The sequence below is a fragment of the Saccharomonospora cyanea NA-134 genome (assembly GCF_000244975.1).
GTDB classification, from domain to species: domain Bacteria; phylum Actinomycetota; class Actinomycetes; order Mycobacteriales; family Pseudonocardiaceae; genus Saccharomonospora; species Saccharomonospora cyanea.
The window spans coordinates 3,244,566-3,256,664 of the sequence record NZ_CM001440.1; the positions used below are offsets into that span (position 1 = coordinate 3,244,566).

Below are 12,099 nucleotides of genomic sequence, written 5' to 3' on the forward strand. Positions count from 1 at the left end.
CGATGTCGGCGCCGCTTGACTTTTCCGCCGGTCACGGCGCACGGTCTAAAGGCACGCCACGCGTCCTTCCCGAGCAACCTCGGCCATGTACCTTTCGCTGCACACAGTGCGACAACTCTTGTCCGTTGTAGACGCCATCGCCGGGATCACCGACCCGCAGCGTTTCCCCGAGTCATGCCTGCACTCGATGTGCGACCTCCTCGCGTCCGATTCCGTCACCTACCACGTGAAAGACCTCCACACGGGGAAGGCCCACCACGTCGAGTTCCGGCGCCTGTCCGGGCCGCCGGAGAACGGATTCCGCCCCCACCGCGTCACGCTGTCGGTCGAACCCTTCCCGACCCTGCACGCCACCGTGGTCTTCTCACGCCACGCACGCCCCTTCTCCGATGTCGAACACGACGTGTGCGAGCTGCTGCGCGAACCGATCGCGTCGATGCTGCGGCGTGTCCGTTCCGATCACCTCGTCGACCCGGCTCTGCGGGACGGCGAGCTGACCCTGCGTGAGCAGGAGATCGTGCGCCTCGTGGCGCTGGGGAGAACGAACGTCGCGATCGCCCACGAACTCGCGCTCAGCCCGCGCACGGTCGCCAAACACCTGGAACACGTCTACCGCAAACTCCGGGTCGACGGCCGGACAGCGGCGGTCGCCCGCGTACTGGGCTGACCACCACCGTCCGGCATCCTCTTCGTCAGCGCCGGAGTTCGTACACCCGGTTGAAGTCCGTGGCCACCGCCTCACGCGCGACGCCGAAACCCGCTTCACGGGCGAGTGCGCACGTCCTCGCCGGACCCGCCTGGTTGCCGAGGCCGTAGGCCGGTTCCGCCGACAACCCGCTCGGCAGGCAGATCCAGGCCGACGCGCCCGCCAGCAACCGCCCCAGCGGGTTCAGCGTCTCCTCGATGCTGTCCCAGCTCATCGGCTCGACGAGCATCACCGTGCCGTCGTCGGCGAGCGCGGAGGATGCCGCTCGCAGCGCTCCCACGGGATCGGGCATGTCGTGCAGGCAGTCGAAGAAGGTGATGAAGTCGAAGCTGCCGTCGAGATCGGCCGCCCCCATCGTGCGGAACGAGACCCGGTCGGCGACGCCCGCGTCCGCCGCGCGGTGCTGCGCCAGCACGATGGAAGGTCCGTGGTAGTCGACACCCACGAACGTGCTGTTCGGGTACTCCTTCGCCATGATGATCGTCGACGCGCCGAGCCCGCAGCCGACGTCCGCCACGCGCGCACCGGTCCGCAACTTGTCCTCGACGCCGGTCAACGCCGGGATCCACGTCGACGTCAGGTTCGCCAGGTAGCTCGGCCGGAAGAACCGCTCCGTGCCGAGGAAGAGATCCTCGTGGTGCTCGTGCCAGCCCACTCCCTCGCCCGTGCGGAACGCCTCGGTGAGCCGGTCGAGGATCCGGGTGGCCGCGGTGAGGTTCTGGAAGGCACCCGCGACGTAGGCGGGGCTCTCCGGGTTGGTGAACGCCTCAGCCTGCTCGGGCGACATACGGTAGCGCGCCTGGGCAGGGTCCGACGAGCCGTCGGTGCTCCCGTCGTGGGTGACGTAGCCGGTCGTGGCCATGGCGAGCAGCCACTCCTGAACGTAGCGTGCGTCGAGTCCGGTGCGCTCGGCGAGCTGGCCGGCGTTCATCGGGCCGCCTTTCGCCAGTGCTGTGAACAGTCCCAACCGGTCACCGATGAGTGCGAGTGGCACGGTCATCGCCGCGCCCACGTCGGTGACCACCTGATGCAGTAGCTCCTCCAGGCGTTCGGCGTCGACGGCTGAGGTGTCGGTCGTGGTCATGGGCGTCTCCCTTCCGTGCTGTTCACCAGCACACGCTCCGGGTGACGTCCTCGTCCATACGCACAGCGCGCACGCCGTGGTTGGCCGAACCCGTCCGGGGTACGCCGCACACCGAGCCACGGCCTTTCGTTCACCCACCCGAGAGGATTCCGACATGGACCGCGTCGCCACCTGCCTGTGGTTCTCCACCGACGTGGAGGAAGCCGTCCGTTTCTACGGCACGGTCTTTCCCGACCTGCGCGTCGAGGACGTCTCTCGTAACCCCGACGGCTCGGCCCTCGTCGTGGAGTTCGAGCTGCGAGGCCAGCGCTACCTGGCGTTGAGCGGAGGTCCTCAATACAGGCTGTCGCCCGCCGTGTCGATCTACGTCCCCTGCGCCGACCAGGCCGAGGTCGACCGGCTGTGGGCCGCCCTGACCGACGGCGGCACCGAGCTGCGGTGCGGCTGGCTCACCGACGCCTACGGCCTCACCTGGCAGGTCGTCCCCGAGGAGCTGCCGCGCCTGCTCACCGATCCGGACCCCGCCAAGGCCGAACGTGCGCAGGAGGCCCTGCGACCCATGCAGAAGATCGACATCGCCGTGATCCGCGACGCGGTCGCCTCGGTGTGACGGCGGGTCTCAGCCTTCCGCGACCACCCGGCGCATCGCGGGAAACTCGTCGCGGGAGAGTTCGACGATGCGTCGCAGCGCGGTCGGAGGGTCGTGCAACACCAGTCGGCGCGGTGCGATGCGTTCGGCGAGCTCGGCGAGGGCGTGCACGCCTCCCACGTCGATGAAGTCGAGTTCGTCGAGCTTGATGTGCAGGTCACCACGCACGGGCAGGGCGTCGAGCGCGATTCCGAACACCTCACGGGAGGCGAGGTCGAGTTCGCCGTGCACACGCCACGTTTCGATGTCCTTGGGGTCGGCGTACAGGCCCGAGCCCGCCCCGAACGTCGAACGCTGTCTCAACGGGTGCACGAAGGCGAGCGCCGCCGCAGCACGGTGGTCGACGTAGCGGCCGTCGTAGCCGCACAGCAACACCACCGGGGTCCGCGCGACCAGTTCGTCCATGACCAACTCGGACTGCACGAACCGCACGGCGTCGGCTCTGCCCTGGATGGGGTGTGCGGATTCGGCGGCGAGTCGCAGTCGCTCGTACCCGGCCGCGACGGCATCGTCCGCCGCGCGGCGCACGGTGTCCATCTGATCGGCGAGGAGCTGCTCGCCCGCCATCCCCCGGGCCGGCCCCATGGACATCAGGGTCAGCTGCCCGGTGCGCGACAACTCGTCGCGGTCGGGCAGCCTTTCCAAGTCCTCGGTCAGTTCCTCCAGGCTCTTGTCGGAGATGTAGAGCAGTGCTTCCCGGCGCGCGACGCCCTCGGCGAAGAACGGCACGAGCACTTCGCGCCAACTCTGGGGGCCCGCGTGGAACCAGCAGGTGTGATCGTGCCATCCCTGTCCCACCGGCACGGTGAGCGTGCTCGTCCTGCGCATGGCACCACCTAAGCAGTTCCCGGAGCGAGGGACTTGGTCCGAAAGTCCCTCCTCATCTGTGACCACGCCGATCGTCGGAGCTTCGGCGCACCGTACGCCGGAGTTGGGCGATGCGGGCGGCTCCCAACGCGGCGACGGCGAGGGCACCGACCACGGCGGACAACAACATCGACACACCGAGCGGGAGCGCGCCGGACACCGAGAGGAACTGGACGGTCACCGACTCGGTGTTCTGGAGGATGAACACCAGCAGGAACACGAGCGGCAGCATCGCCACGACCGCACTCGCCCAGGCACCGCTGACCCTGGTGCGCTGCACCGCCGGTGCGCGAGGCCCCTTGTCGTTCACGCCGCGCGACGCGTCGTCGGCCGAAGTACTCATCATTCCATCGTCGGCCCGGCCGACCGCGTTCGCAGGGCGACGGCACGTTCGATGCACCCGCCGGAACACAGCGACCACGCGGTTTCGACAGCCTCGACGTCGACCCAAACCAGTCCACAGTGGAATTACCCCGCACGAGACCACCGGTTCGTGGTCCCACGACAGCGGGGCTTTCCGGCCCTCCCCCCAGCCGGGCTCCCGTCACACGGTGGTCCCATGGACGTACGAGACACGATGGGCCTCGCGCCGGTGCGCGACGAAGGCACCTGGCAGGGCCGGCTGCCCTACCTCGTGTCGGGTTCGGGTGCACGGCTGCTGTACCTGCCCGGCATCACGACGACCCATCGGTTACCCACAGGCCCCGACCGGTGGTTCCAGCTCGCCGAGATCGCCCCCTACACCCGCGCTCACGAAGTGTGGTGGGTCAACCGCGGAACTCACCTCCGCGGTGAGGTGACGCTGTCCGACCTGGCCTGCGACTACGCCGAGTTCGTCAGGGACCGCCTGGACGCACCGGTGGACGTCGTCGGCCTTTCCACCGGTGGGTCGGTGGCGCTGTGGCTGGCCGCCGAACACCCGGACGTCGTGCGGCGGCTGGTGGTCGTCTCGGCCGCGCACCGCCTCTCTCCACTCGGGCGGGCGGCACAGCGGGTGGTGGCGGAATCCGTTCGCTGCGGCAGACCACGCATCATGAGCAGCGCGATGTTCGCACCCCTTGGCGCGACCCCGCGCTCCCGGGTTCTGCTGGCGGCGCTGGGGTTCGTCCTCGGCTCCGTGGCGTTCGGCCGAGGCGACGAGGACATGGTCGCCACGCTGGAGGCCGAAGACTCCGCCGACGTGGCTCCCCGACTCGGTGACATCAAGGCGCCGACCCTGCTGGTCGCAGGCGACCACGACGGCTTCTTCGACCGGTCGCAGTACGAGCGCACCGCCGCGGCGATTCCCGGCTGCCGGCTGGTGCTCGTCCCCGGCCGTGGCCATCTGCCCACGCACACCTCGGTGGTGAGCAGGCCCGTACTGGAGTACCTCGCGGCCCGTGTGCCCACGGCGTCCCGGTGACGCCACGTCGCCGGCCGAACCGGGTCAGGTCGGGCCGGGTCAGGTCGGGCCGGTGTCGTGCGTGCCCGACAACATGATCTGGCCGGCCAGTTTCACCGCCCTGGCCACAGCGCTGTCCGCCCCGGTCACGTCCGGCAGCGTGTCGTCCGCACGCGCGGGCCGGGGTTCGAGCTGGCGCAGCAGTGACCCGAGCTCACCACCGAGCCGGTTGACGGCCGCCCCGATCACCCGGGGATCGGGGCCCGTGTCGGGTGACGTCGTGTCCGGCCGTAGCGCGGCGATGACCACCGCCGCGAGTTGCCGCGCCACGTGCTCCGCGAGGTCCCCGGTGTCGCCTGTCGTCATGTTTCCCTCCCCCGACCGTTGGTCCAAAAGCGTCCTCTGTGTGTTCGGCACGGTGAAGAGTCGAAGGTCCTGGTTCCCTACGGCGGGGCGGTGTCGGCGTCCGGCAGCGGAACCGTCCAGACCAGCCGCACAGCGCCGCCGCTGGCGTGCACGTCCACCTCACCACCGTGGTCGTCGGCCCGGCGGCGGATCTCCTCGAGCCAGGGGCTCTGCGGGGGAACGTGACCCGCCCCCTCGACGTCGATGTCGACGGTCACCGCGTCACCGACGTTGACGTCGAGCACGATCTCCGGCGTGCTGCCACGGTCGGTGGCCTGCCGGGCGAGCTGCCCGATGCCCTGCCGGGCCACGGCCTCGATGTCACGACCGAGCCGCTCGGGCACGAGAGTGTCGAGCGCTCCTCCGATGCGGACCGAAGGCACCTCCGCACCGTCCGGCGGACTCGACGCGATGTCGAGCAGCCTGCGCCGCAGACTGTCGTTTCCCGACGTGCCCAGGGAGTGCAGGTTGAAGATCGACGTGCGGATCTCCCGTACCGTCTGGTCGAGCCGCTGCACGGCGTCACGGACACGTTCGGCCGCGTAGGGGTCGCGCAGGTCCCTGAGCACGCCCTGCAGGCTCATGCCGACGGCGAACAGGCGCTGGATGACATGGTCGTGCAGGTCCTGCGCGATACGGTCCCGGTCGGCGAGCAGCGCGATGGTGCGCTCGCCCTCCTGCTTGTCGGCGAACCGCAGAGCCACCGTGGCCTGCGTGGCGAACGAGGTCACCAGCGACCTCTCGCGGCGGGAGAATCCGGTGGCGTCGCGGCCCCGCAGCGCCAACAGCACTCCCTTGACACCTTCGGCGCTGCGCAGCGGGGCCACCACCGCGGGCCCGAACGCCGTGGTGAACGATGTGGGCAGGGGTGTGTCCGCGCGGCGGAGGTCGTCGAGAACCGTCGGTTCGACGGTGCGCAGCACGTCGGTGAGCACACCACCCGCCGCGATCAGCTCACCCACCGCGAGCCGGGACACCGGTCCGGAGACCGCGCCGACGGACAACGCGCCGCCACCCTCGTCGAGCAGGACCACGGTCGCGTCGGCCCCGGACAACTCCCCGGCCACCTCGGCGAGACGCCGCAGCGACCGGTCGGGGGACGCACCGGCGAGCAGTTCCGCGTTCACCGCGGCCACGGCTTCCAGCCACCGGCCACGCACCCGGGTCTGCTCGAAGAGCCGGGCGTTCTCCACCGCCACCCCGGCCGAGGCCGCGAGCGACCGCAGCACGATCTCGTCGTCCGCGCTGAACTCGCCACCGCCGCGCTTGTTGTTGACGTACAGAGTGCCGACCGTCTCCTCCCGCACCCGTACGGGCACGGCGAGCGCCGTCCGCGACTCGGGGGCGCGGGCGTGCGGCACCTCCACCACGGTGTCGGTGTCGGTGTCGGTGTCGTGGTCGAGGTCCACGGAGACCCGTTCCGGAGGGCCGCCCTCCGAGTTGAGCACCGTCAGCATGCCGCAGCGCGCGTCCACCAGGTCGAGCGCGGCCCGCACGGTGCGCCGCAACGTGGTGTCGAACTCGAGCTGACCGCTGACCGCGAGCACCGCGTCGAGCAGCGACTGCAGGCGGTCGCTCGTGCGCGAGATCTCGGTGAGCCGGGTCTGCACTCCGGCGAGGAGCTCGTCCAGCCTGAGCCCGGCCAACCGCCCGGTGGCCGACGTGGACCGCAGCGTGTCCGGCTCCCGGCCTCCCGATTCGGCGCTACTCGGCATAACGGGCGTGTACCCGGGCGGTCGGGCGTCAATCCGCTGGTCACGCAGGCCGCCTCGAATCGCCACAAGGGGCGACCACCGGGTCTGCGGTCCGGCACCCTGCCTCAGATCCTGTTCTGCGATCCCTCAGCTACCTGCGCGCGGAGAAGGGTCAGCAGAACAGACTCTCAGCGGACGAGATGCGCGGGCTGGTGCGTCACCGACTCGATGTCGGTCACCGTGGCCTCGAGCAACTGGTGCGACAGCTCGGCCAGCGCCCTCGCGACCGCGAGCTCGTCCCCGATGGAGGGGACGTCGGTGTCGCGCGGGTTCCGTCTGGCCACACCGGCTCCCGTGAGGGCGGTGCCGTCGTCCTTCCGCAGCAGCGCCTCGGCACGGGTCTGCCCGTCCCGTTCGTCTATGACGATGTTCATCGTCCATGTCGTCGTGTGTTCCATGTCGATCGCCTCTCGCGTCGAGTGTCGCCCGCGCCCGGCCCGCCGGGGAGGGGCTTTCGTCCCGAACGCGGCGCGGACGAGCGGCCGCGGGATCCCGCCGTGAGTGGCGCGGGGCCGCACCGGGCAGCACGATGGCGGCAGGCAGGCGAGCACATCGCCCACGAGCGGCCCATGACCGGAGGACACGTTGAGCGAACACCCCACCGTGACAGCCGTCGACGCCCTGGCCGCCGAACTGCTTGACGAGGCCGAGAGCCACAGCGCGCGCCGTACCGCACGCACGCTCGTGTCGGGCAACTCGCTGCGGTCCACACTGATCGCGATGCTCACGGGCACCGAACTGGCCGAGCACGACTCACCGCAGGCCGGGACACTGCACGTGCTGGGCGGCAGCGTGCTGCTGCGCACACCGAGCAGGCAGTGGGAACTGGCGGAGGGCGACCTCGTGCCGCTGCCGCCGGAACGGCACTCGGTCTACGCGCTGACCGACGCGACGCTGCTGCTGACGGTGGCCCTGCACTGACCCACGGCGGTCATCCCCGCGCGGGTCAACAGTCACCGTCGAAGCAGAATCGCGACTCCGCCGCGTCCGTCTTCCGCACGCTGAGTGTCACCTCCCCACCCGGAGGGACGGTCTCACCGGCCCGCGGCGCCTGCCGCACCACGATCCAGTTGTCGCGGTTGAGCACGAACAGATGACCGTCGATCGGCACGGTGGTGACCTCGTCGATTCCGAGGGCCCGCAACGCCTTCACCCCGTCGCCGAGCACGACACCGTGCAGTGGTGGCATCGGCGCGGGGCGGGACGGCACGTGCTCGTCGAGGGCCACGTGCAGTGGCAGGCAGGCCCCCGAACCCAGGACGAGGATCGCGACAGCGACGACGAGAGAGTAGAACCTGCGGTGGATTGCGCGCATGACGTGACCTCCGACGAGGGAGGGGAAGGGGCACGTCCACCAGTGCGGCCCCGGGGGCCGGGGCCTGCCGGACCGTCCTTACCGGACAGTCCGGCCGTTCCACACCCTCATGGTGTCACGCTTCACCCCGCCGTGTCACCGCCCTTTCGTCAGCGCGCGAACCAGCGTTGCGGTTCGGGGGCCGTGTTCTCGTAGATGTGCTTGGCCTCCTGGTACTCCGCGAGCCCGGCGTGGCCGAGCTCCCGGCCGACGCCGGAGCGCTTGTACCCGCCCCACTCCGCCTGCGGCAGGTACGGGCCGAAGTCGTTGATCCACACGGTTCCGTGCCGCAGGGCACGGGCCACGTACTCGGCCCTGCGCGCCTCGGCCGTCCACACGGCCGCCGCCAGGCCGTACGTGGTGTCGTTACCGATCCGCACCGCGTCCTCGACCTCGGAGAACCGCTCGACCGTCAGGATCGGCCCGAAGGTCTCCTCCTGCACCACCCGCATGCCTCCGTGGCAGTCGTCGAACACGGTGGGCAGGTAGAAGAATCCCCTCCCGAGCTTGGGATCGTCGGGCCTGCGTCCGCCCGTCAGCAGGCGCGCGCCCTCCTCGACTCCGACACTCACGTACCGCTCGACCTTCGCACGGTGTTCCTCCGACACCAGTGGTCCGCTCTCGGTGTCGGGATCGAGTCCGTTGCCCAACCTGATGCGCTCGGCACGCTCGGTGAGTTCCGCGACGAACCGCTCGTGCAACGAATCCTCCACCACCAACCGGGTCCCGGCCGAGCACACCTGACCGGCGTGGAAGAACACCGCGATGAGGGCGTAGTCGATGGCGGCCTCGAAATCGGCGTCGGCGAACACGATGTTGGGGTTCTTGCCGCCGAGTTCGAGCGCCACCTTCTTCACCGTTCCCGCCGCCGACGCCATGATCGCGCGGCCGGTGGCCAGGCCGCCCGTGAACGACACGAGGTCCACCTGCGGATGCTCCACGAGCGTCGAGCCCACCGGGTCCCCCGCACCCAGCACGAGGTTGACGACACCGGCGGGCGCACCCGCCTCCTCGATCAGCTCCACCATCTTGACGGTGGTCAGCGGTGTCGTCTCGCTGGGTTTGAGCACCATCGTGTTGCCCGCCGCCAGCGCGGGCGCCACCTTCCACGCCATCTGCAACAGCGGGTAGTTCCACGGCGCGATCAGCGCGCACACCCCCACCGGTTCGAACACCACCCGGCTCCGCACCGCCGGGTTGCCCGCGTCGACGAGCCTGCCGGGGTCGGACTCCGCCTGGGTGGCGTAGTACTCGAAGACCGAGGTCACGTCGTCGACGTCGATGCCTCCCTCCACCAGCGTCTTGCCGGTGTCGAGGGTCTCCGTCCTGGCGATCTCGGCTCGGTCCCGCTGCAACAGCTCCGCGATGCGACGCAGCAGGCGCGAGCGGCGCCGGGCCGTCCAGTCTCGCCACTCACCACCGTCGAAAGCCTTCCTCGCGGCCAGCACGGCGGCTTCCGCGTCGGTGGCGCCGGCCTCCGCCACGGTGCTCACCACCGACTGGTCGTACGGGTTGAGGACGTCCCGAGTGGCTTCCGCCGAGGCGGGCACCCAGCGGCCGTCGATGAACAGAGTGGACATGAGGGGACCCTTCCGAGGAGTTCGCCGTAGCCAGCACGGTGCCGTCGGCCTCGCTAACGTTGGAAACGTGCCCTGAAGCACCCTCACCGCAAACATGGAGGCCGTCACCCGCGCCCGTCGTAGCGTGAGAGCACAAGCACGAGAGCACGGTGGAGGCGGCCGGTCCCCGATCGAGCCGGGAGCGGCCTTGGCGACCACCGACGACAACAGGAACCCTCCGAGGCCGTCCACGCCGGACATCGGCGGGACAGGGGAACACGGGCTCAAACGACTCGTCTTCATCGGGTCGGCAACACTCATCGTGGCGTTGTCGGTCTGGGCCATCCTGACTCCCACCGGAGCGTCGAACGCCATCGGCAGCGCCGTCGCGTGGATCTCGTCGAGCTTCGGCTGGTACTACTTCCTCGCCGCCACTCTGTACCTGGTGTTCGTCGTCTACGTAGCGCTGTCCCGCTACGGCAGGGTGAAACTCGGCCCGCAACACTCGACGCCCGACTACGGCGTGTTCTCGTGGGCCGCCATGCTGTTCGCGGCGGGGATCGGTATCGATCTCATGTTCTTCTCCGTGGCGGGCCCGGTGAGTCACTACCTCGCCCCGCCGGAAGGGCCGGGACAGACCGTCGAGGCCGCCCGCCAGGCGGTCGTGTGGACGTTGTTCCACTACGGCATCACGGGGTGGGCCATGTACGCGCTGATGGGTATGGCGCTCGGCTACTTCGCGTTCCGTTACCGGCTGCCCCTGGCGATCCGCTCGGCGCTGTACCCGATCATCGGCAGGCGCATCCACGGCAGGTTCGGCGACACCGTGGACCTCGCGGCCGTCATCGGCACGATCTTCGGTATCTCCGTGTCACTCGGCATCGGCGTGGTGCAGCTCAACTACGGCCTGCGGTTCATGTTCGGCATCCCGGAGGGAGTCGCCGCCCAGCTCGGGCTGGTGGCGCTCGCCGTGCTCATGGCCACCCTCTCCGCGGTGTCGGGTGTGGACAAGGGCATCCGCAGGCTGTCGCAGCTCAACATCATCCTCGCCGCGCTGCTGATGCTGTACGTCCTCGTGCTGGAGAGCCCCGCGCGGCTGTTGAACACGCTGATCCTCAACATCGGCGACTACGTCAGCCGCTTCCCCTCGATGACACTCAACACGTTCGCCTACGACCAGCCGGTGGAGTGGCTGAACGACTGGACCCTGTTCTTCTGGGCGTGGTGGGTCGCCTGGGCGCCGTTCGTCGGGCTGTTCCTGGCCCGGATCTCGCGCGGGCGGACCATCCGGCAGTTCGTGGCGGCCACCCTCGTCGTGCCGTTCCTGTTCACCCTCACGTTCCTGTCGGTGCTGGGAAACAGCGCCATCAGCGTCGTCCGGCGGGGCAACGCCGCGTTCGGCGAGACCGCGATGAACGCCCCGGAGCAGGGTTTCTACGGGCTGCTCGCCCAGTACCCGGGAGTCACGTTCAGCGCGGGCCTCGCCACCGTCGTGGGGCTGCTGCTGTACGTGACGTCGGCGGACTCCGGGGCTCTCGTGATGGCCAACCTGAGTTCCCGCCTGCCGACTCCGGTCACGGACGCGAAGCCGTGGTTGCGCATCTTCTGGGCGCTCGCCACCGGACTGCTCACCATGGCCATGCTCATCGTCGGAGGCGTGGACGCGCTCACCAGCGCCACCATCATCATGGGCCTGCCGTTCTCCCTGGTGATGTTTTTGATCATCTGGGGCCTGTACCGGGCGTTACGAGTGGAACGCTTCCGCGAGGAGGCTCTGCGCACCACACTGCCGTCGTCGCTGTCCGTGCGCACCACCACCTCGCCCGGGCAGGCACCCGGAACGTGGCGCCACCGGCTGGCTCGGGCGCTCAGCTACCCCGGCACGCGGGCGGCGACGCACTTCGTCGACGACGTGTGCCGCCCCGCGTTGCACGAGGTGGCGGAGGAACTGCGGGATCAGGGCGTGCCCGCCACCGTCAGTGAGGAGACCGACCCGGACAGCAAGCTGCCCCACCTGACCCTGCGCGTTCCGATGGGAGCCGAACAGCACTTCGGCTACCGGCTCCGTCCGGTGGAGCGCCCCACTCCCTCCTTCGCCATGCGGTCGGTGGCCGGATACGACACCTACTGGCGGGTGGAGGTCCACCTGCCGGAAGGCGGTCAGGACTACGACGTCATGGGATACACGCGCGACCAACTCATCGGAGACGTCCTCGACCAGTACGAGCGCCACCTCGAGTTCCTGCGCCTGCACCGCGAGACCGAGGCACGTCACGTGCTTCCCGACCACACGCCGGGCCCACGCGACGAGCCGACAGCGGGCGGCGAGGACCGCTGACC

At 69.7% G+C, this 12,099-nt stretch carries 13 protein-coding genes; 5 read left to right on the plus strand and 8 right to left on the minus strand.

From position 1 onward, the window contains the following. Positions 1–85 precede the first annotated feature (85 nt). Positions 86–667, plus strand: a complete 582-nt coding sequence (locus SACCYDRAFT_RS15170) for a response regulator transcription factor (RefSeq protein ID WP_005457388.1) — start codon at positions 86–88, stop codon at positions 665–667. Between the two features lie 25 nt (positions 668–692). Here SACCYDRAFT_RS15170 and SACCYDRAFT_RS15175 read toward each other — a convergent pair whose 3' ends face one another. Next, positions 693–1,790 (minus strand): class I SAM-dependent methyltransferase, encoded by a 1,098-nt coding sequence (locus SACCYDRAFT_RS15175; protein WP_005457396.1) that lies wholly within the window; start codon positions 1,788–1,790, stop codon positions 693–695. A gap of 154 nt (positions 1,791–1,944) precedes the next feature. On the opposite strand from SACCYDRAFT_RS15175, the gene SACCYDRAFT_RS15180 reads away from it, so the two are divergent. After that, positions 1,945–2,400, plus strand: a complete 456-nt coding sequence (locus SACCYDRAFT_RS15180; protein ID WP_005457398.1) for a VOC family protein — start codon at positions 1,945–1,947, stop codon at positions 2,398–2,400. A 9-nt stretch (positions 2,401–2,409) separates the two neighbouring features. Here the strand turns inward: SACCYDRAFT_RS15180 and SACCYDRAFT_RS15185 are convergent, their stop codons facing one another. Continuing rightward, on the minus strand, positions 2,410–3,267 hold the full coding sequence (locus tag SACCYDRAFT_RS15185) for an MEDS domain-containing protein (protein ID WP_005457400.1): 858 nt from the start codon (positions 3,265–3,267) through the stop codon (positions 2,410–2,412). A 52-nt stretch (positions 3,268–3,319) separates the two neighbouring features. Continuing rightward, complete coding sequence (locus SACCYDRAFT_RS15190; RefSeq protein WP_005457402.1) at positions 3,320–3,649, minus strand: LapA family protein; 330 nt, start codon at positions 3,647–3,649, stop codon at positions 3,320–3,322. 216 nt (positions 3,650–3,865) lie between these two features. Between SACCYDRAFT_RS15190 and SACCYDRAFT_RS15195 the strand changes: the two genes are divergently transcribed. Next, on the plus strand, positions 3,866–4,708 hold the full coding sequence (locus tag SACCYDRAFT_RS15195; protein ID WP_005457404.1) for an alpha/beta fold hydrolase: 843 nt from the start codon (positions 3,866–3,868) through the stop codon (positions 4,706–4,708). 39 nt (positions 4,709–4,747) lie between these two features. On the opposite strand, the gene SACCYDRAFT_RS15200 is transcribed toward SACCYDRAFT_RS15195, so the two are convergent. The 3 genes from SACCYDRAFT_RS15200 to SACCYDRAFT_RS15210 all read right to left on the minus strand — a co-directional run bounded on the left by SACCYDRAFT_RS15200 (position 4,748) and on the right by SACCYDRAFT_RS15210 (position 7,244). Further along, positions 4,748–5,053 carry a hypothetical protein gene (locus SACCYDRAFT_RS15200; RefSeq protein WP_005457406.1) on the minus strand — a complete coding sequence of 102 codons (306 nt, stop codon included), beginning with the start codon at positions 5,051–5,053 and terminating at the stop codon, positions 4,748–4,750. Positions 5,054–5,130: 77 nt separating this feature from the next. Next, on the minus strand, positions 5,131–6,807 hold the full coding sequence (locus tag SACCYDRAFT_RS15205) for a sensor histidine kinase (protein WP_005457408.1): 1,677 nt from the start codon (positions 6,805–6,807) through the stop codon (positions 5,131–5,133). Positions 6,808–6,974: 167 nt separating this feature from the next. Then, on the minus strand, positions 6,975–7,244 hold the full coding sequence (locus tag SACCYDRAFT_RS15210) for a DUF1876 domain-containing protein (protein WP_005457410.1): 270 nt from the start codon (positions 7,242–7,244) through the stop codon (positions 6,975–6,977). 187 nt (positions 7,245–7,431) lie between these two features. Between SACCYDRAFT_RS15210 and SACCYDRAFT_RS15215 the strand changes: the two genes are divergently transcribed. After that, positions 7,432–7,767 carry a cupin domain-containing protein gene (locus SACCYDRAFT_RS15215; protein WP_005457412.1) on the plus strand — a complete coding sequence of 112 codons (336 nt, stop codon included), beginning with the start codon at positions 7,432–7,434 and terminating at the stop codon, positions 7,765–7,767. A 25-nt stretch (positions 7,768–7,792) separates the two neighbouring features. On the opposite strand, the gene SACCYDRAFT_RS15220 is transcribed toward SACCYDRAFT_RS15215, so the two are convergent. Both SACCYDRAFT_RS15220 and SACCYDRAFT_RS15225 read right to left on the minus strand, forming a co-directional pair. Continuing rightward, positions 7,793–8,161 carry a PASTA domain-containing protein gene (locus SACCYDRAFT_RS15220; RefSeq protein ID WP_005457414.1) on the minus strand — a complete coding sequence of 123 codons (369 nt, stop codon included), beginning with the start codon at positions 8,159–8,161 and terminating at the stop codon, positions 7,793–7,795. 149 nt (positions 8,162–8,310) lie between these two features. After that, on the minus strand, positions 8,311–9,780 hold the full coding sequence (locus SACCYDRAFT_RS15225) for an aldehyde dehydrogenase family protein (protein ID WP_005457416.1): 1,470 nt from the start codon (positions 9,778–9,780) through the stop codon (positions 8,311–8,313). A 187-nt stretch (positions 9,781–9,967) separates the two neighbouring features. On the opposite strand from SACCYDRAFT_RS15225, the gene betT reads away from it, so the two are divergent. Beyond that, positions 9,968–12,097: a choline BCCT transporter BetT gene (betT, locus tag SACCYDRAFT_RS15230; RefSeq protein ID WP_005457418.1), complete on the plus strand. Its 2,130-nt coding sequence runs from the start codon at positions 9,968–9,970 to the stop codon at positions 12,095–12,097. Positions 12,098–12,099 lie beyond the last annotated feature (2 nt).

Excerpts from the sequence above, each read along its gene's own strand:
- SACCYDRAFT_RS15200 (WP_005457406.1), bottom strand. The coding sequence starts at position 5,053 with ATGACGACAGGCGACACCGGGGACCTCGCGGAGCACGTGGCGCGGCAA.
- SACCYDRAFT_RS15175 (WP_005457396.1), bottom strand. The coding sequence starts at position 1,790 with ATGACCACGACCGACACCTCAGCCGTCGACGCCGAACGCCTGGAGGAG.
- SACCYDRAFT_RS15195 (WP_005457404.1), top strand. The coding sequence starts at position 3,866 with ATGGACGTACGAGACACGATGGGCCTCGCGCCGGTGCGCGACGAAGGC.
- SACCYDRAFT_RS15170 (WP_005457388.1), top strand. The coding sequence starts at position 86 with ATGTACCTTTCGCTGCACACAGTGCGACAACTCTTGTCCGTTGTAGAC.
- SACCYDRAFT_RS15185 (WP_005457400.1), bottom strand. The coding sequence starts at position 3,267 with ATGCGCAGGACGAGCACGCTCACCGTGCCGGTGGGACAGGGATGGCAC.
- SACCYDRAFT_RS15205 (WP_005457408.1), bottom strand. The coding sequence starts at position 6,807 with ATGCCGAGTAGCGCCGAATCGGGAGGCCGGGAGCCGGACACGCTGCGG.
- SACCYDRAFT_RS15225 (WP_005457416.1), bottom strand. The coding sequence starts at position 9,780 with ATGTCCACTCTGTTCATCGACGGCCGCTGGGTGCCCGCCTCGGCGGAA.
- SACCYDRAFT_RS15180 (WP_005457398.1), top strand. The coding sequence starts at position 1,945 with ATGGACCGCGTCGCCACCTGCCTGTGGTTCTCCACCGACGTGGAGGAA.
- SACCYDRAFT_RS15220 (WP_005457414.1), bottom strand. The coding sequence starts at position 8,161 with ATGCGCGCAATCCACCGCAGGTTCTACTCTCTCGTCGTCGCTGTCGCG.
- SACCYDRAFT_RS15210 (WP_005457410.1), bottom strand. The coding sequence starts at position 7,244 with ATGGAACACACGACGACATGGACGATGAACATCGTCATAGACGAACGG.
- SACCYDRAFT_RS15190 (WP_005457402.1), bottom strand. The coding sequence starts at position 3,649 with ATGAGTACTTCGGCCGACGACGCGTCGCGCGGCGTGAACGACAAGGGG.